The organism is Paenibacillus baimaensis, assembly GCF_025567575.1.
Genome location: NZ_JAOQIO010000005.1, coordinates 41,159 through 59,592 on the forward strand (window position 1 = coordinate 41,159; position 18,434 = coordinate 59,592).

At 47.2% G+C, this 18,434-nt stretch carries 17 protein-coding genes; 16 read left to right on the forward strand and 1 reads right to left on the reverse strand.

Annotation, left to right across the window (positions count from 1 at the left end; translation table 11 throughout):
• Positions 1–252 precede the first annotated feature (252 nt).
• From OB236_RS01025 to OB236_RS01075, 11 genes are all read left to right on the forward strand, one after another.
• Entirely contained in the window at positions 253–552 is a 300-nt protein-coding gene (locus OB236_RS01025; RefSeq protein WP_076236273.1) for a LiaF transmembrane domain-containing protein, read from the forward strand.
• A gap of 39 nt (positions 553–591) precedes the next feature.
• Positions 592–1,281: a PspA/IM30 family protein gene (locus OB236_RS01030; RefSeq protein WP_262682199.1), complete on the forward strand. Its 690-nt coding sequence runs from the start codon at positions 592–594 to the stop codon at positions 1,279–1,281.
• Positions 1,278–1,820 (forward strand): PspC domain-containing protein, encoded by a 543-nt coding sequence (locus OB236_RS01035; RefSeq protein WP_262682201.1) that lies wholly within the window; start codon positions 1,278–1,280, stop codon positions 1,818–1,820. The genes OB236_RS01030 and OB236_RS01035 overlap by 4 nt, the downstream gene beginning before the upstream one ends.
• 3 nt (positions 1,821–1,823) lie before the next feature.
• Positions 1,824–2,528: a PspA/IM30 family protein gene (locus OB236_RS01040; RefSeq protein WP_076236276.1), complete on the forward strand. Its 705-nt coding sequence runs from the start codon at positions 1,824–1,826 to the stop codon at positions 2,526–2,528.
• 183 nt (positions 2,529–2,711) lie between these two features.
• Positions 2,712–3,422 carry a cell wall-active antibiotics response protein LiaF gene (gene liaF / locus OB236_RS01045; RefSeq protein ID WP_083689777.1) on the forward strand — a complete coding sequence of 237 codons (711 nt, stop codon included), beginning with the start codon at positions 2,712–2,714 and terminating at the stop codon, positions 3,420–3,422.
• Positions 3,423–3,455: 33 nt separating this feature from the next.
• Positions 3,456–4,523, forward strand: a complete 1,068-nt coding sequence (locus OB236_RS01050) for a sensor histidine kinase (RefSeq protein ID WP_262682203.1) — start codon at positions 3,456–3,458, stop codon at positions 4,521–4,523.
• Positions 4,513–5,166 carry a response regulator transcription factor gene (locus tag OB236_RS01055; RefSeq protein WP_262682204.1) on the forward strand — a complete coding sequence of 218 codons (654 nt, stop codon included), beginning with the start codon at positions 4,513–4,515 and terminating at the stop codon, positions 5,164–5,166. Before OB236_RS01050 ends, OB236_RS01055 begins: the two co-directional genes overlap by 11 nt.
• Positions 5,167–5,386: 220 nt before the next feature.
• Positions 5,387–7,882, forward strand: a complete 2,496-nt coding sequence (locus OB236_RS01060; RefSeq protein ID WP_262682205.1) for a WG repeat-containing protein — start codon at positions 5,387–5,389, stop codon at positions 7,880–7,882.
• A 137-nt stretch (positions 7,883–8,019) separates the two neighbouring features.
• Positions 8,020–8,589: an RNA polymerase sigma factor gene (locus OB236_RS01065; RefSeq protein ID WP_262682207.1), complete on the forward strand. Its 570-nt coding sequence runs from the start codon at positions 8,020–8,022 to the stop codon at positions 8,587–8,589.
• Positions 8,570–10,450: a DUF4179 domain-containing protein gene (locus tag OB236_RS01070; protein ID WP_262682209.1), complete on the forward strand. Its 1,881-nt coding sequence runs from the start codon at positions 8,570–8,572 to the stop codon at positions 10,448–10,450. Before OB236_RS01065 ends, OB236_RS01070 begins: the two co-directional genes overlap by 20 nt.
• Entirely contained in the window at positions 10,440–10,736 is a 297-nt protein-coding gene (locus OB236_RS01075; protein WP_262682211.1) for a hypothetical protein, read from the forward strand. Before OB236_RS01070 ends, OB236_RS01075 begins: the two co-directional genes overlap by 11 nt.
• A gap of 113 nt (positions 10,737–10,849) precedes the next feature.
• Here OB236_RS01075 and fliD read toward each other — a convergent pair whose 3' ends face one another.
• A complete protein-coding gene (gene fliD, locus OB236_RS01080) occupies positions 10,850–12,133 on the reverse strand; it encodes a flagellar filament capping protein FliD (RefSeq protein ID WP_262682213.1) in 1,284 nt (427 codons plus the stop codon).
• A gap of 360 nt (positions 12,134–12,493) precedes the next feature.
• Between fliD and OB236_RS01085 the strand changes: the two genes are divergently transcribed.
• From OB236_RS01085 to OB236_RS01105, 5 genes are all read left to right on the forward strand, one after another.
• Entirely contained in the window at positions 12,494–12,973 is a 480-nt protein-coding gene (locus OB236_RS01085; protein ID WP_262682214.1) for a GNAT family N-acetyltransferase, read from the forward strand.
• A 285-nt stretch (positions 12,974–13,258) separates the two neighbouring features.
• Positions 13,259–14,782, forward strand: a complete 1,524-nt coding sequence (gene zwf / locus OB236_RS01090) for a glucose-6-phosphate dehydrogenase (protein WP_076236285.1) — start codon at positions 13,259–13,261, stop codon at positions 14,780–14,782.
• Positions 14,783–14,942: 160 nt separating this feature from the next.
• The gene (locus OB236_RS01095; protein WP_262682215.1) at positions 14,943–16,010 is read left to right on the forward strand and encodes a metallophosphoesterase family protein; all 1,068 of its coding nucleotides are present in this window, start codon (positions 14,943–14,945) and stop codon (positions 16,008–16,010) included.
• Between the two features lie 46 nt (positions 16,011–16,056).
• Positions 16,057–17,634 (forward strand): peptide chain release factor 3, encoded by a 1,578-nt coding sequence (locus OB236_RS01100; protein ID WP_408638395.1) that lies wholly within the window; start codon positions 16,057–16,059, stop codon positions 17,632–17,634.
• Positions 17,635–17,693: 59 nt separating this feature from the next.
• Positions 17,694–18,233 carry a CcdC protein domain-containing protein gene (locus tag OB236_RS01105; protein ID WP_262682217.1) on the forward strand — a complete coding sequence of 180 codons (540 nt, stop codon included), beginning with the start codon at positions 17,694–17,696 and terminating at the stop codon, positions 18,231–18,233.
• The last annotated feature ends 201 nt before the right edge of the window (positions 18,234–18,434 follow it).

Below are 18,434 nucleotides of genomic sequence, written 5' to 3' on the forward strand. Positions count from 1 at the left end.
CTGAACGATTCTTATCTCACAAAAAAAGCTACATTTAAAATACGGATGTATCATCGTCGAATAAGCTCCGATTAGGAGCTTTTCTTATGGTCCTTTAAGCGTATATCCATAGATGTCGCCTGAGGTCGCATAGGTGCCCCGACTTTGGTCCAGTATGAAAAACCGCCGTAGGTCCGTTTTGAAAAGGGGTTGTGTGGTCTAGAATAAAGACATGAGCAAGGGACATCACAACGAAAGGCGGTGAATACATAAATGAGGTTGAATCGAAACAGCGGTTTGGCGTTAGCGCTTATAGCATTTGGTGTCATGATTCTGCTTAGCAAAATGGGATTGCACATGGGGCACATCATGAGTTACTTATTCCCGGTTGCGTTGATTGGACTAGGTTATCTGGGACTTCGGAATGATCGTACGATTATCGGTCTGATCCTGATTGCCATCGGTTCGCTAGTGCTAATCGTGAAGCTGTCCGGTGTGATTGCCATAATAGTTGCCATAGGGTTAATCGTATATGGAATATCTAGCTTGAAAAGAAAATCACGCGCTTATTAAGACTTATAGTCAGATTCCAAGATGAAGGTGGTTAAGAGTATGGGTTTAGGCAAACGATTCAGAGATATTACGGTTGCTACGTTCAATGAAATGCTTGAAAATTCAGAAGATCCGGTTCGCCTGATTGATAAATATTTGAACTCACAGGCCGAGCAAATTCGAGACTCGGAGCGCCTCCTGCAGCAGTGCTTGTCACACGCCTCCGGGCTGAGACAGCAGTATATGACGGCTGCGCAATTAATGGAGCGCCGCGAGCAGCAAGCGCTGATGGCATTGAAGGCTGGTGAGGATGAAGTGGCCCGCATAGCTCTTCAGGAAAAGCTGCAGCAGGAGGAACGCAGTGTGCAGTACAAGACGCTGTATGACCAAAGCAAGCTTGGCATTGTCGAGCTGGAAAGCCAGCTTCAGCAGTTCAAAGCAGATTACGAGGAAATTGCTTCCAAACGCAGCTATTACATTGCACGATTGGAGAGCCTGCGCCTGCAGCAGCGGATGAACGAACGGCTGCGCGGTATGGGTGGCGGAATTGGCGCTGAGCAGCCGCGGATGTTCGATCGGTTAGAGGAGCGGGTCTCCGATATGGAATCGGCAGCGCGTGCATTGCGTGAAGTGAGAAGCCATGGACGTGAGGTGCTGCAAGCCGTAGGAACGGCAGCCTCGCAAGCGCTGGATCAGGAGATGGCTAAACTCAAGGTTAAATTGCAGGAGGAGGGCTGGATGCGATCATGAGTAGACTATTTCGTTCACGTTCGGACCGATATGTAACTGGTCTGTCCGGTGGATTGGCAGAAACTTTAGGAATCGATTCGACCTGGATTCGTTTGATTCTGGTGTTCACCACATTCTTTTCCGGTGGAGTCGTAATCGTCTTGTATTTCCTTGCTGCATTGGTCATTCCGAAGGAGCCGCGTGACCATGGACCGTTTGGTCCGGGATACGGATTCGAAGGTGCAGGGGCACCGAATTGGAATGGGCAAGCTGGACCTGGATGGGGACAACAGCCATGGGGTCAGGAATGGAATGGAAAAAAACATGGCTGTGGCTATCGCAAGCATAAACGCAATGAATATCGTCAGTACAACAACCAATTCGGAGCAAATGGAGCTGGCTATCCAGGCTCCCAAGCGAATGGACAAGGTCAAGCCGGTGACAATCTGGATGACTTGATGAAGGATATTGAGAAAAAAGCAATGTGGAAAGAAATCGAAGAGCTTCGTGCCAAAGTAGCGCAATACGAAAAAAACCAACAAACTAAAGGGGACGTGTAAACCATGGGAGTATTTTCAAGAATTAAGGACATGACGAAAGCATCGCTGCATGAAATTTTGGATAAAGTTGAAGATCCGATTATTATGTTAAACCAGTATTTGCGTGATATGGAGGAAGAAATTGCACAAGCGGAAGTAACGGTAGCCCGCCAGATTGCCAACGAGCGTAAGCTGAAGGAACGTTATGAAGAAGCGATTCGCTTGACTGATCAGCGTGAAGAGCAAGCTAAGGAAGCCTTGAAGAATGGTCAGGAATTGGCTGCTCGTCAGGCTCTGGAGCAGAAGCTGTACTACGAAGGCAAAATTACCGAGTATGCCGACTCACATGAGCAGGCCAAGCTACAGGCTGCGGAGCTCGTTCAACAGCTTCACGAGATGAAGGATGCGTTCTATCAAATGCGCAACAAGCGCAGTGAGCTTGTATCCCGTGCCCAACTCGCGAGAGCACAGCGGCAGATGGCTCAAGTCACAGCGCACAATGTCATCGAAGGCGGTCATGCAGCCAAAGGCTTCAGACGTATGGAAGACAAGATTGTAACCCTTGAAGTGGAAGCTGAAATTGCTCGCAAGCCTTACGTGGGCAGCAGTGCATACTCCGGTGGAGTTGGCTACACACCTGCGAGCAGCGTAGATGCGGCTAAGCAAAAGAAAGTCGATGATCAGCTGCAGCTGTTAAAGGAAAAAATGGGTACTGAAAAGTCTCAGTAATTTCTTCTCATTATCCTCTTTGAGTGGATACCGAATTATGATATGCTTGGTAAGGCAAAAAGCCATAGGGCCATTTCAAAGCCGCTATGGCTTTTCCGCCTATATGAGGATCAGAGTAAATGCATGTGCATAGGTGTCATATACTACCACCCAGAATCAGCATAAGAAAGGAGGCAGCATAGGATGAAGAAATTTGACCGTAAATGGAAGGGAAGCGATCGCGGAGACGGCACCGGTCATGACCGGAAGGGCAACCGCAACGACCGCAATGTAGCGCTGGTATTGATCGGCGTCGGCATATTTTTGCTTTCCAATAATCATTGGGGCTTTTTCACCGTGCTTGCCATTGTGCTGATCTTTGTCGGTATTCATAAGGTGAGAAAGTCATCACCCCGCAAGGGCTACATTTTGATGGGCATCGGGCTCGTTATTTTATTAGGCGGTAATTTCTCATTGCTGCTTGCCATTATATTAATATCTTTGGGATTTTTCTATATTCGTTCGAGGCAGCTGCATCGTGCCGAAAGTTATGTGAAGAAAAGTTTGATCGAGAGTGTGCGTTGGGGGAAAGAGCCATGGGTATTGCGCAACAGCTCCATCTGGCATGTCATTGGTGAAGCGAAGATTGATTTGACCTATGCGATCCCTGAACAAAAAGAAGTCACGCTTGTTCTGCAGGGAGTCATCGCAGATCTGGACATTATCGTGCCGGAGGATATGGGGCTGTCAGTCACCTCGTCCGTGATTTTCGGGGAAGCTGTGATTGGACCTAATAAAGAATCAGGCATTTTAAATAAAACCGTGTGGCAAACAGCCAACTTTGAAACGGCGGATACGCAGGTGAAGCTGATGATTTCCTATATTATCGCTGATATTGATATCAAGATTGTATAGAGGAATTGTCCGAATGCTGGGAGGACATGATTAATGGAAAGGCACAATAAACGGCTGACCAATATGATGTGGCGAAGCATGGGTGAGTCGATTGGGCTCAGCCTTGTTTTGTTTGGCGTTATTGTGTATTTCCTGATTCATTATGGATATCTCAAAGAGTTCACTTCTTGGAGTGAAGGGATTCAGATGAGCCTGACCCTGATTCTCATCGTTGTTACCATCGGCGGTGTATATGGCATCTGGTACAGTGGCAAGATGAAATCACGACTGGAGCAGCTTGGCGAGGTCATGCTCGCACTGGAAAAGGGAAATCTGACACGCACCGTTCCCCCGCTTGGTGAGGATGAAATTGGACGGCTCGGAGAGCAGCTTAACGAGATTACGAAAAAATGGGAAGAACAGGTCAGCTCGCTGCAGCGGCTTTCCAATAACAATGCGCAGCTTGCGCAAAAGGCCAAATATTCGGCAATTGTAGAAGAGCGGCAGCGGTTGGCGAGAGAGCTGCATGATGCGGTCAGTCAACAGCTGTTCGCAATCTCGATGACGGCAACGGCCGTTGGACGCACACTGGATAAGGATTTTGACAAAGCTCAGCGACAAATATATTTGATTGAGGAAATGGCATCAGTCGCACAATCGGAAATGCGTGCGCTGCTGCTGCATCTGCGGCCCGTTCATTTGGAAGGCAAACGGCTGGCAGAGGGCTTGGTCGAGCTGCTGGATGAGCTAGCGGCCAAGGTGCCAATGGAAATCGTGGGAGAGCTGACGGACGATATCTATCTGCCTAAGGGTATAGAGGATCACCTGTTCCGTATTGTTCAGGAAGCGATGTCGAATGCACTGCGGCATTCCAAGGCGACACGTCTGGAGGTAAGGCTCACGCAGTCATCGGCAGAAAGCATTCGTTTGCTTATCCGTGATAACGGAATCGGCTTTGATCTGGATGTGAAGAAGCATGCTTCTTATGGCATTATGACCATGAAAGAGCGTGTGAACGAAATCGGCGGTTCCTTGAATCTGATTACGGCACCCGGTAAGGGCACGCGGATTGATATTCGGGTTCCGATAATAGCGGAAGGAGTGGAAGAGCTTGGAGAATGAGGAACAGGCAATAAAAGTATTGCTGGTCGATGATCACGAGATGGTACGAATCGGTCTTGCTGCCGTGTTAAGCACGGAGGACGACATTGAGGTGGTTGGTGAAGCCAGCAATGGTGCGGAAGGGATTCGTCTGGCACAAGAGTATAAGCCGGATGTGGTTCTGATGGATCTTGTCATGGAAGGTATGGATGGAATTGAAACCACGAAGCAGCTGCTCAAGCTGTATCCCGATTGTAAGGTTGTTGTACTGACAAGCTTTTTGGATGATGAGAAAATGTATCCTGTTATTGAAGCGGGCGCTTTCAGCTATTTATTGAAAACATCACGCGCGGCAGAGGTGGCACAGGCGATACGTGCTGCGGTCAAGGGACAATCTATTCTTGAATCTCAGGTTGCTTCGAAAATTATGAACCGCTTCCGGCAACCGAAGCCTGTCGCCCCGGCCCACGATGAACTGACGGAACGCGAGATGGAGGTACTCCGGCTTATTGCATCCGGGCGGTCGAATCAGGACGTTGCAGACGAGCTGTTTATCGGGATCAAAACGGTTAAATTCCATGTGACGAACATCTTGGCCAAGCTGGGTGTCGAGGATCGTACACAAGCAGCCATCTACGCATTCAAGAATGGACTTGCCGAATAAGCATTGTCTCAAATCCTCGAAAATACGGAACAGCTTCTGCTCCCCTACATACATGCTCCAAGAAATCAATGAATGGTCAACAACGTAGGACTGCTCTTGTATCAAGAGCTATGAACAAGCTGATTGTCGCAGGAATGCAGCCATTGACAATCAGTTCGACATGCACCGATTTGGCTAGATGCCCATATGCTATAGGCGACTAACCATATGAGGTGCTGAGATGATGATGAATGAAACACAGACAAATCAGCTGATCCGGGCGTATGCCGCCCAAGCTGCGCAATCGCTGACTATAGACCCGAACTCTCCTCGTCCCGTATCTATTGCGGTCGATCTGGATGGGGATGGGATCCCCGAAATAGCCTACGCTTACAAGATAAACGGTGAGAATGGAGTAACCATATTCAAGCAGCTTGGAAATGAATGGAGACCCATTGCCTATTTGAAAGGCCCTGGCTATGAGGTGAGCCTGCTTACTGCTGCACCAGTGACCAGCCGTGACCGCAGCAATTTGATTGTCGGCTGGCAGATCGGCTCGATTTGGTCAAAGCTGTCTGTTTATGAATGGACAGCTCAAGGCTTCAAGGATGTAGCTCCAACTGATATGGACTACAGCTATGTGGAAATCGAGGATATGCCGGGACGGTATGGCCGGGATGGGTTGAGTGAAATTGCGCTGTGGATCCACGATACGGGCGAAGCGTACAAGGTTGAGGTGCTTAGATGGCACAATGGCGAGTTCACGAGTGCATGGGATGTGTATCCTTATTACTTTCAAAGGGTAGTCCGCTACTATGAGGCATTAACTAACAAGCATCCCGATTATGCGTTCTATTGGTACTATTTGGCGGATGCACAGTATAAAGCCGATATGCCTGAAGCCGCGGCTGTATCACTGGATAAAGCAATCAGCTTGAAGCCTTCTTACCCTACTCCAGACATGCTGTTGGATCTGCAGAAGCTAATTCAGCTTGAGCAGGTTAAGCAGGCGGGTGATACGCGTGCAACCTCATTGTTTCCCGCCTCATTGCAAACGATCGATGGTACAGAGTGGGGTTATATCAACGATAGGGGCGAATGGGTCATCAAACCCCAGTATGAGTATGCTGCACAATTTCAGAGCAATGGTTATGCGGTTGTTCAGGTAAACGGCCATAGCGGGATGATTGACCTTACGGGCAGGCAGGTTGTCCCCCCTGTATGGGATTCCATCAGTTCCTATTCTGAAGGACGCGCTATTGTTATCGACAAACAGGGCTTTAAGGTCATGGATGAGAACGGTCAAATTGTTACAGACAAAGCCTACAGCTATATTGCTCCCTACCGTAATGAGCGAGCTGTATTCGCCAATGTGAACACGGTTAACCCAGACAGCCAACGCTATGGTTATCTGGATTTGCAGGGTCACGAGGTCATAGCTCCGCAGTATGAGGATGCAGGAGATTTTCATGAAGGCAAGGCCGTTGTTAAGCTGAAGAAGAAGTCATATAGCTTGATCGACAGGGATGGAGCACGCCTCTCATCGTATCCTTATGCGTATGTGGGTGCATTGGGAGATGGACTGCTGCCTTTTCAGAAGGAATCCTCAGGTAAATTTGGATACATCAATGAACGCGGCAAAATCATTATTTCACCACAGTATAGAACTGCCTTGCCTTTTGAGGATAAGAGGGCAATCGTGGATATTTCCGAGGACTACACTTCACAATACGGCCTAATCGATCGTGATGCCAACTTTGAAATTAAGCCTGAATATAACACGATTCGTACGCTGGGGGAACAAAGGGTTGCGATCGGGCAAGCCATTGATCCCAAACGGCCATATATCGGCTCCAAATATGCCATTGCCGATCTGTTTGGCAAGCGGCTCACGGAGTTTGTATATACGGATATATCCGAGTTCAAGGACGGGCTTGCTTCCGTCACGGATGGTGACCATACTTATTTTATCGATCCAAGCGGCAAACCCGCAGAGGGCTTTCCACGTTTGGAGGGAAGTGGTACCCTGGTCTGGATGAAGCCGCTCATTCAAGTGAATATCGATCAAAGGATGTCGTACGTGGACCGCAGGGGGCATATCGTATGGCAGCAAAATACGGTGATCCCGCTGCGTTCCCCGTATCGTGTCAGGGAGCTTAAGTATAAACCGAATAAAGATTATCTGGTGTACTATCCACAGATAGAAGGAATGAGTTCCCAGATCGCACAAACACAAGTTAACGAGAAACTGAAGCAGCTATCACAAGTGAAGCCGGTACCTGCTGATACTCAGCTTGATTACAGTTATAGTGGTGATTTTAACGTCTCATTTTTTAAGAAAAATTTACTGCAGCTTCAGCTGAATGGTTACAATTTTCCGTTCGGCGCGGCGCATGGGATGCCTACAAAGCTGTATACACCTATTAACTTGATGAATGGACGGATCTATGAGCTGAAGGATCTGTTTAAGCCAGACAGTGATTACGTCTCGGTGCTTAGTGACATTGTAGGACAGCAAATTAAGCAGGACCCGCAATATTCGTATGTATTCCCGGATACTTACAAGGGGATCAAGGCGAATCAGCCGTTCTATGTTTCGGAGCATGCGCTGCATCTGTATTTTTATCCCTACGATATTGCTCCCTATGTGGCGGGTTTTCCGACATTCAAAATTCCTTTTTCTAGCATCATGAATCTGATTGCAGTCAACGGCGAGTTTTGGCGGGCTTTTCACTAAATAAAAAGGATAAGGAAAGGGATATGGACGCAGCTCCTTGCCTAATGGCAGGCGGGCTGTATTTTTTTTGTAAAAAATGAAAGGAAATACGCGTGAGCTGCGTCTATATAGTGTAGAGAATGTTGTGGAGGTCGATTATGGATGATCAGTTGAACGACGAAGCGCTGATCAAAGAAGTGCTTCAAGGTGGCAAGGAAGCTTTCGCGTTCCTTGTAAACCGGTATAAAGACCGAGTGTATGGGCTGCTTAGAGATATGGGTGCGCAGCAGCAGGATGCACAGGATTTGACTCAGGAGGCATTCATCAAAGCGTATCGCAGCTTATCCTCCCACCACATTGAACGCAGCTTTGCTTCATGGTTGTATACGATCGCTGCCAATTTACTGAGAGATTCATGGAGGCGCAGACAGGCTGATATTTCCTACGGACATAACCTGAATGCGCATGAACATATGGAGTGCCCTGAGGCTATGTATTTGCAAATGGAGAAAAGACTGGAAATTCATGATATGCTGCTGGGTTTATCCCCACAACACCGAATGGTGCTGCTGCTTAGATACACAAATGATCTGAGTTACGAGGAAATTGGGATCATTCTGGACATACCCGTCAGTAAGGTGCAGAACGATCTGCATCGTGCCAAGAAAAAAATGAAGCAGTTGCTGAAGGACAAGGAGGTGCACGTCCATGAGATGTTGGAGCGTTGAGGAAGCAGATCTATATCTGGCCAGCTGTAATGTACATAAAAGCACTCATAAAGCTTGTTTACAAGGTAGTGGATTCAAGGGTGCACCCGTGTTCCTCGAAGAAATTCAGCAGCATCTAAACAGCTGTGCGACCTGCCGAATGCGGTTGGAAGAATGTCGGATGGAGCAGTCGCAATGGACAGATCAGCTGTTTCCCCGAGAGGATGCGCTGCCAGGTTCATTTACAGCAGATCTGATGGCCAAATTAGATGATGTGGCACTGACGACGGTATACTCAGAGAGTAGGCCACGAACCGCTTTTGTCCGCACGGAAGCTGAATCAGCAACACAGCTGGAATTGTTGCTGGATGATCAGGAGTCACATTCCGATCCGCTGTCGATATCCATGACGAGCACCACTCTGAGCATGCAAAAGCAACACTCCGATCAGCCATCGATATCTGTACGGAACAGTCAGGACTCGCAGTTCAGCCAAGCGCGTCTTCCACGGTGGAGCCGTTGGCTTTCCATTCGCAATCAGAAATGGGCATTCACGACGGCTGCATTGATCCTTCTTATATCCAGTACTCTGGCAGTCATGGCGTCCCCGTCCTTAGCGGAATATGTCCGTTCCTTATTTGCGCCTGATGTTGTCGATTACGGGCTCTTAAAGTCTCAGGAGCTTGGTTTGGTCAATAATCCCAATATTAAGGTCAAGGATCAAGGATACACGATGGAGATCAACGAGGTGGTAGCGGATTCGACAAGAGTCGTTATGGCGTTAAAGCTGACAGGACCCGATGGTATGCCCAATCATAATATGCTGGAGCTAAGCGGCCCCAATGAGATACAGATAACGGACCGTAATGGGAATAAGCTCGGAGAACTGTATGATATCGGCATGACCTCACAAATGTATGTACTTGTAGCCCATTTTCCGCAGGAAATACAAGCTGATGAATTGATGATCCAGGCAACCATTTCCAGGTTGGGTAGTGACATACAACGAATCCCTTATATTCAGGGAAAATGGAGCTTTGCGTTTAATGTGAACCTGAAGCAGGCTAAGGCTTTGACTACGGTACAGCCTTTGAACCAATCGTATACAACGGAGAACGGTATGACTATCCATATGAAACGGCTGGTACGGACTCCAAGCGGGGTCAGGCTTGATCTGGATACCGAGCTATCGGCGGCTGCCGCAGAGCGTTCACCAGCAAGACTGAGGGAAAGAGAGCAGCTGATGTTCCATTTTGAAGACGAGAGCGGGGAAGAGATTCACAGTGTGATGAGCACGAAATTTCCGCATAAGGACAGTTTATTGACCGCATCCAAAATAAAGGATCCCGCAGCTCATATCATGCATTGGTCTTATTCGTTCAAATATTTACCCGCAGAAAGCTATGTACGGTTCGTATGGGACGGTTACATACTCCCGGAAATAACGGAGGAAAGACTAGACTTTGTTCCTGATGATTTGTCTGCGCAGCCTGCAATTTTCCATCATGAGGGGGACGAGCTGCGTTTGACAGGCTTTGAAATGGATGATGCACCTGACCCAAGGGAGAACAGAAAAGAAGCGGTATTACGGGTTCAAGGCATATTCAAAAACAATTTTACTGGCGATGAGTGGGTGGTCAAGGATGCAGACGGTATCGAGTATCCGGTTCATTACCGCGGAGGCTCATCAGCTTTTGATGGCGTTGTGACATTAGGGAATGAGTTTCCTGGTAAGGACTATGCGTTTCGAATTCCTGCGCTTCAGCGGAGTCCGGAAAAGCTGACCTTAATACGCAAGGTGATAGACAGAAAGTATCCAGAACCACCCGTCTCAGGTTGGTCTTTTACCATAAATGAAGGAGGCAGAGCCAATGGCCGCTAGTTCCAGACCTTCCATACTCGACACGGTAATTCCGTTGACAGCTCATGAAAAGGTAACGATACTGCGTGCCTATGAGTGCAGCTGCTATCAAGTTACATGGTTTATGCTGCGGGATGAGAAGCAGGCTATCCATGCCGCCAAGCATATTTTATTGAAATTATATACACATGAAGAATGGTTTTATATGGAGGATGCCGCCCGACTCGCTGAAGTTAGACATGCGGCGTTGAGCTATTCGTTGGAATGCCGGAAAAAAGCGATTGTTAATGCCCTTCCCAAGACGTAATTGAATCTGTTATGGCTTAGTGTGTGCGGAAAACCACAAAGAAGGCTTAACACCACATTCATCATGGTGTCGAGCCTTCTTTGTATGCATCCAGAATGCCAGATATCTTAAGACTAGATATAATCATTCATTAAGATACCGGACAGGGGTAATGGAAGATAAGTATTAACAGGAGTTCCATCCCGCTGATTCAACTGATAATTATTGAAGGATTGAAATAAAGCCTGCCCTTGATCCAGCAATTCAAACGAAGGCGGGTCGAGTAATGTCTTGGCTGCTACATTCAGTGCTGCAGCAAGTCCGCCGAAGCCTCGTAAACTGAATTCCAGCAGATCAAATCTGGATATAGCCTGCTGCTCCAATACGGACAAGTCCACTTTCAGTGAACCATCAGCGTTCAGCTGGATTCCGATCATCTCAAGTGGCAGCGATGTCAGCTTGCCCATTACCGATTCGGAAGCTTCACTCGTGAGCAATCCACCTGATTGGGTAAGCAATAAATGAAGAGAATTGTATCGGTCAACGAGAGCTTGAACCTGTCGTTTAATTCCTATCAAATCCGGATATATGTTGATTTGTACAGGTTCTTCCGATGCAGCCAATAACGTAATGGAGACATTGCCCTGATCCCATACAATCTGATTGGAGGCTGACACCACTGGAGTATCGCTGTTAATGCGGTAGACAGCATCTTCCGCCTGCTGTGTTACATTAGCAATCCCGCTGATCGTCGATGCATTCCCATATATATCCATAATCGAAAAAGCATGTGCTGCTCCTGTGTGAAGGCTGTTGATTTTCAATTGTACAGTATCTTTAAGATCGTCCCAGGCAATGGAAGCTTGGAGATCTGATTTGGTGCTGTTGATAGCGCTGCGAATTTTTTGGAGCGCTTGCTGATTCGTATCTGTTGATAAAATGTATATGGAGAAAGAGGTCGTTTGATTTTCAGTGACAAGCTTCATCTGATTAGAGCCCGCTGTCATGAGCGTTGGTGAAGTACGCTGTAGAACGATTCCGTCATTCAGCTGTGCTTTCGCAATTTGATCGGATTGAATGATGTACGAGCCGATTTGGGCACCCTTTTGAACTACGGCGGTTAAAACAGAGGGATGACTAACCTCAACCGTTCGATGATCCAAGGACGAATCTGAACCCAGCATGGCTTCCCCGGCTTGTTTCAACTGCTCTGCTGAGGTCAATAAGCCAGCTACCGCCATTGCGGTTGCACGGGCATGCTGTCCAAAGGCATACCGTTGAAACACAACCTCCGCACTGGCTTTCGATGAGACCAAGGGACGATACTGCCAGCCGCCCTCCTGCCACGCATGATCTTCCTCACGCCATATGTCATTTGTTCGATATATACGATTGACTTCGGAAATTTTGGAAATCATAGCTCATACACCTCACGATCATGGATGTTATATGTATAATTATACAATATTGACGAGTTTTCGCAAATTATTATTGACAGCTGGATGAAAGATCAATTATGATATAAAATTAACTTCAAGAACAATCTAATTTAACTTATTATCATTTAATAAACTCCAGATACAGCAGTTGAAACAGGATATTGTAAATTTAATTAAGGGGTACAAGCTATGGACTGGATTCAGATCGCCGTCATTATCATTGTAGTTGTTATCAGCGTATTGTTTTTGGGCTTTGTCGGCAAAAAGTACTTGAAATAATAGCAGACGATAAGCGCACTTCATAAGATAAAGTACAATTATCTATGGAGGCGATGGTCATTGATCTGCAAACATCTACCCCTGCATGACAAAGCGATCCTGGGGCTGGTTAAGAGCTTACTGCTGCCGTATGCCAGAATAACCCAACCGGATGTAAAATTGGACCTAAAGGCACTTCGGAAGCGATTACGTGGCTGTGCAACCTACGTTTATATCCGTGGGGGACGTAAGGTGTGCGGATTTATTGCTATCCGACAGGACAAGAATGTGATGTATGTCGATATGCTGGCTGTCGATAGAACGATCCAAGGGCATGGGATTGGGTCGGCCTTACTCAAACATGCAGAACGATATGGGCAGCAGAAGGGGAAGCAGGAAATTTACCTGTGGGTGGATGATACGAATACACAGGCGCAGCGTTTTTATACAGCCAAAGGCTACGAGTCGATTCATTATGATGCAAGTATCCGTTGTTATATGCTCAGAAAATCATTACATGTACTTCAAGCCCAGGAGAGCCAATGGTCAATGGGGTACTAGTAGCAGGAAAAGTTTTCGATAAAATAACGAATGAAAATGACCGTTGGACAACAAAATAAATCATGTGCACATTACATTTACAAGCCTTTCCAAGGCTTCGCATCACGTGGCGGGGTCTTTTTGGTGAGCTATGATGTCCCCTTACATATTTTATGTAGAAGCTTATAAAAATTTGTTATAGCTGGGATGTTGAATCCTGCGTTATATTTGGTTATGCTTAGTAAGTTGAGATGAATGACAGGAAATAATAGCAACGAAAAATACATAAGAGAGAATGATGATAAAATGACCGATACGGTAATTTTGCTTTTTGGAGCAACTGGAGATTTGGCACGCCGCAAGCTATATCCTGCGATATACAGCCTTTACCGTGAACGTAAGCTTGGCGACCGCTTTGCCGTAATCGGTTTGGCACGCAGACCGCGGACGAATGAGCAATTCCGTGAAGATGTACATGAATCGATCAAGGAATTTGCACGCTATAATGTGACGAAGGACGAACAGTGGGAATCCTTTGCCGAGCATTTTGAGTATATGTCGTTGGATACGAATAATGTCGAGGCTTTTAAAGAACTGAACGTTATGACTAACCGACTGGATGCCAAGTTTGACATAGGCGGCAACAGGCTCTTCTTCCTGGCGCTTTCCCCTGAGCTGTTTGGCAACGTATCGTACAATTTGAAGGAAGGCGGATTACTGGAAACATCCGGTTGGGCACGTCTTGTTATCGAGAAGCCATTCGGTTATGACCTGCCATCTGCTGAAAAGCTGAATGGCCAGATCCGTGAAGTGTTTGAAGAGAAGGATGTCTATCGGATCGATCATTACCTCGGCAAGGAAATGGTGCAAAACATTAATGTGGTACGGTTTGCCAACGCATTCTTCGAGCCGCTATGGAACAATAAATATATTGCAAACATTCAAATTACGCTAAGTGAGACGGTTGGTGTTGAAAGCCGTGGCGGTTATTATGATCACTCCGGGGCACTGCGTGACATGGGGCAGAACCATATGCTGCAGACGCTGGCTATGATAGCGATGGAACCACCTAGCCGGCTGTCTCCGGAAGATATCCGTGATGAGAAGGTAAAGGTATTCCGCTCACTTCGCGGCTTCCAAACCGCATCAGAGGTACGCTCCAATACAGTCCGTGGTCAATATTCAGCAGGTACCATGAAGGGTTCTCAAGTATCCGGCTATCGTCAGGAGGATTCGGTTAATCCTGAATCGACGACGGAAACCTTCTTCGCGGCAAGAGTATTTGTTGATAACTTCCGTTGGGCAGGCGTACCGTTCTATATTCGTACAGGCAAAAGGCTGCCGGTCAAAACGACTGAGGTCGTGGTTGAATTCAAAAATGTTCCTAATAATGTGTATTTGTCCAAAAAACATAAGCTTGAACCTAACCTGCTCGTATTCCGAGTCAATCCGATGGAAGGCATCTATTTCAAAATGAATGCCAAACAACCGGGCTCGGAAGGCTCCATTCTGCCGATATCGATGGATTTTTGCCAAAGCTGCCAGGTAGGCTTGAATACACCGGAAGCTTACGAGCGTCTGCTGTACGATGCTGCACGCGGCGATTCCACTTATTTCACCCGTTGGGACGAGGTAGCATTGGCCTGGAAATATGTCGATAAAATTGCTTCTGCATGGGCGGAGCGTACGGACAATTTGATGCTGTATCCAGCTGGAACGTGGGGCCCGGATCAAGCTCAGCAGCTGCTCTCAGAAGACGGCTTCAAGTGGTGGCCAGTAAATGGACAAGATGAAGGCGAAGTGGCTTGGGAAACAGCTTTAAGAAAATAAGCTCAGCACAGGTTGAATCATTCGCTTCTGCAGAAGGGTCCGTACTTTATCGGGTACGGGCCTTTTTTTGCTTACATACCGTCAAAAAGTGTACAGATACCTGTTATTCAAGATATAATATAAAGACATCATTTTGGAGACCATCAGGAGGTTAATAAATATGTCGCGTCGGGCTTTTATACGTTGGATGCTCGGGCTTTTTGTGATGATTGGTGCAGCAACAACGGGCCTTATTTATTTGCTTCAGCGCTCCGTTAATTCACAGAGCGTCGTTAAGCATGCTGCTGAGCAGCCCCTGGCTGCACCGAAGCCCGAGACACCAGAGTCGAAGCCAGCGCCGATTAATGATAAAGAACCGCTGCTGTCGTTCATGATATTAAGCGATCTTCACGTATCTGTCTACGATCCGGATACGATTAAACATTTGAAGGAAGCGTTTGATGATATCAAGCAGTTCGAGTCACCTGTGGAGACCGTGCTGCTGACGGGAGACTTGACAGATTTTGGCGATCCGGATGGCTATAGGGAGCTGCAAAAGGTAATATCTGCTTACAAGCTGCCTCCGCTTCATGCTAATATGGGGAATCACGATTATTACGATATTTGGATTGACAAGAAGGGTGCCTTCAATAAAGATACGGTGCCCAATGGCAAAACAGACTGGCAGGCACGCGAGCGGTTTCAGAAATTTTTTGGCTTGCAGAAGCCTTACCATGCCGTTGAGATCAACGGGTTATCGATCCTGATGCTATCACAGGAAGCATATGTTCAAGAGAAGCCTGAGGTTGGTGAGGGTGCCTGGTATTCCGATGAGCAGCTGGACTGGCTGAAGACGGAGTTAGCCAAGCACAAGGATGGCAAACCGGTATTTGTCATGGTCCATCAGCCGTTGCCACCCATCGGCTCTGATGGCGGCAGCCATACGTTAATCCGTGCCAAGCTATTTCGCGAAATTTTAAAGCCGCATCCGAATGTGTTTGTGTTCTGCGGCCATCGTCATCAGGATTTTCAGAACGGCACCGAGCATTATGTGAAGGAGACTTTCCATTTTTTTCACAATTCCTCAGTGGGCCGTGTATTAAACCGCAATTTTCAGAATGAAGGTAAGAATAAATCCCAAGGGCTTTATGTGCAGGTATATAAGGATCATGTGACGGTTCGAGGACGTGAGTTCAGTAATCGTACCTGGCTCAAAGAAGCGGATTGGAATTTAAAGCTGACTAAGTAAACAAATATTTAGTGATATGAAGGAAGGAACAATACAATCCATGAGTATGAACATGCCACAGAAGATGCAAGAAGAAGTTGAGAAACGCCGCACCTTTGCGATTATTTCTCACCCGGATGCGGGTAAAACGACATTAACGGAGAAGCTGCTGCTGTTTGGAGGAGCGATTCGCTTGGCCGGTACGGTCAAAGGCCGCAAGGCAAGCAAGCACGCCACCTCGGACTGGATGGAAATTGAGAAGCAAAGAGGGATTTCTGTTACATCGAGCGTGATGCAGTTCGATTATGACGGACATCGCGTCAATATTCTGGATACACCGGGTCACCAGGATTTCTCCGAAGACACGTACCGGACATTAACCGCGGCTGACAGTGCCGTGATGCTGATCGATTCTGCCAAAGGGGTCGAGCTGCAAACGAAGAAGCTGTTTCAAGTATGTCGTAAACGGGGAATCCCGATCTTTACATTCATTAATAAGATGGACCGCGAGGGACAAAACCCTTTTGAACTGCTGGAAGAGCTGGAGCAGGTGCTTGGGATCAGATCCTACCCGATGAACTGGCCTATAGGCTCGGGTAAGCAGTTCCGTGGTGTCTATGATCGCCAGCAGACGCAGGTCGAGCTGTTTCAGGGCGACGATCATAAAATGATTGAAGTGCGCAAAGTAAGCGGCTATGAGGACCCACTGGTCAAAGAAATTGCAGGCGAGTTTTTCTACGATCAGCTGATTCAGGATCTGGAGCTGCTGGATGTAGCAGGCGATCCGTTCGACTATGAAAAAGTGCAAAGTGGCGAGTTGACTCCTGTGTTCTTCGGCAGCGCGATCAATAATTTCGGTGTACAAACCTTTCTGGAAAATTTTCTGGAGCTGGCACCTATTCCAACACCACGTAGAAGTACTCAAGGGGATATTGATCCGCTTAGCGAGCAATTTTCCGGCTATGTGTTTAAAATTCAGGCGAATATGAACCCTGCGCATCGGGACCGGATTGCTTTTCTGCGTATTTGCTCCGGTAAATTTGAGCGTGGGATGTCCGTGAAACACGTTCGTCCAGGCAAGGACATCAAGCTGGCTCAGCCGCAGCAGTTTCTGGCACAGGACCGCGATATTGTCGAGGAGGCGTATCCCGGCGATATTATCGGGCTGTTTGACCCGGGTATTTTTCGAATTGGCGATACGTTGTGTCAAGGCGGCAACTACGAGTTTGATGAGCTGCCGACCTTCTCACCTGAGTTATTTTCCAAGGTGACTGTCAAAAATGCACTTAAACATAAGCAGTTTCAAAAGGGTATCGATCAGTTGACAGAGGAAGGCACTATTCAAGTATTCCGTACGATCGGCTTTGACGATATGATTCTCGGTGTAGTCGGCCAACTGCAATTTGAGGTATTGGAGTACCGGATGAAGGCAGAGTATGGTGTTGAGGTACAGCTGCAGCGGATGAACTTCCAGTTCGCACGTTGGATTGTAGATAAGGATGTCGATCCTGCCAAGTTCCGGATTAATTCACAGCTTGTGAAGGATAAGAAAAATAATTTCGTCGTGCTGTTTGAGAGTGAATACGCGATGCGTTCGGCAATGGACAAAAATCCGACTGCGCAATTTTTGGAGAATGCTCCTTGATCTCGATGTGCTAAGGCTTCGATATCTACCCTATACAACGGTTAGGAGGGATGATCCACATGGAGCATTTGGGGCCTACATTGCTTATAATGGCATTGATTGCCTTTGGAATTTACCGTAGGGTGAAACGGACGATCGGTTTTCAGAAGCTGAACCGTAAACGGCTTATATTTCGTACGACGATTTTCGGTGTGTTAGGCTGCGTGTTTCTGTATGCAGGTCTGCTGCATCCTATTCATTTTATTGCCGATGCGGTAGGCTTGGCTGTCGGGTTGATCCTTAGTTACTACGCTATCAAGCATATTCAGTTTGAAAAAAGAGACGATGCTTGGTACTATCGAACCCATCTGTGGGTTGAGGTAACTTTAATTGTGCTGCTGCTGGGGCGGATTGTGTATCGACTGCTGGCCATGTACTACTTGCAGAGTGACTCGGGAATGACCGGGGCAACTGCAGCGCCGACACTGGAAAGCTATACGAAGGATCCGCTGACCGTAGGCATATTCTTTGTGTTGATTTCGTTCTATATCCGTTATTTTACTTACCTGCTGCGTAAGCAGAGGGAGCTGGAGGCGCCTGAATCGCATATGACTTCATGACGTCGGCTTTAAGCTAGCATGGCAGCTCCATAGAAATTTAAATAGCAAGAATAAGCAGTCCCACAGGGGCTGCTTATTTGCGTTGCGGTGGCTTACGGAAAGGATCAGAGAAATTTAAAGCGCCCTTTCAAGTAGCGCCGTATGTGCATACAATAGGTTGAAAGTGGGAGATATTCACTTCATGTTTGTTACTGCTGAAGG

Coding starts and splice junctions, on each gene's coding strand:
- OB236_RS01040 (WP_076236276.1), top strand. CDS start 1,824: ATGGGAGTATTTTCAAGAATTAAGGACATGACGAAAGCATCGCTGCAT.
- OB236_RS01060 (WP_262682205.1), top strand. CDS start 5,387: ATGATGATGAATGAAACACAGACAAATCAGCTGATCCGGGCGTATGCC.
- OB236_RS01065 (WP_262682207.1), top strand. CDS start 8,020: ATGGATGATCAGTTGAACGACGAAGCGCTGATCAAAGAAGTGCTTCAA.
- zwf (WP_076236285.1), top strand. CDS start 13,259: ATGACCGATACGGTAATTTTGCTTTTTGGAGCAACTGGAGATTTGGCA.
- liaF (WP_083689777.1), top strand. CDS start 2,712: ATGAAGAAATTTGACCGTAAATGGAAGGGAAGCGATCGCGGAGACGGC.
- fliD (WP_262682213.1), bottom strand. CDS start 12,133: ATGATTTCCAAAATTTCCGAAGTCAATCGTATATATCGAACAAATGAC.
- OB236_RS01100 (WP_408638395.1), top strand. CDS start 16,057: ATGAACATGCCACAGAAGATGCAAGAAGAAGTTGAGAAACGCCGCACC.
- OB236_RS01095 (WP_262682215.1), top strand. CDS start 14,943: ATGTCGCGTCGGGCTTTTATACGTTGGATGCTCGGGCTTTTTGTGATG.
- OB236_RS01075 (WP_262682211.1), top strand. CDS start 10,440: ATGGCCGCTAGTTCCAGACCTTCCATACTCGACACGGTAATTCCGTTG.
- OB236_RS01030 (WP_262682199.1), top strand. CDS start 592: ATGGGTTTAGGCAAACGATTCAGAGATATTACGGTTGCTACGTTCAAT.
- OB236_RS01070 (WP_262682209.1), top strand. CDS start 8,570: ATGAGATGTTGGAGCGTTGAGGAAGCAGATCTATATCTGGCCAGCTGT.
- OB236_RS01050 (WP_262682203.1), top strand. CDS start 3,456: ATGGAAAGGCACAATAAACGGCTGACCAATATGATGTGGCGAAGCATG.
- OB236_RS01025 (WP_076236273.1), top strand. CDS start 253: ATGAGGTTGAATCGAAACAGCGGTTTGGCGTTAGCGCTTATAGCATTT.
- OB236_RS01035 (WP_262682201.1), top strand. CDS start 1,278: ATGAGTAGACTATTTCGTTCACGTTCGGACCGATATGTAACTGGTCTG.
- OB236_RS01105 (WP_262682217.1), top strand. CDS start 17,694: ATGGAGCATTTGGGGCCTACATTGCTTATAATGGCATTGATTGCCTTT.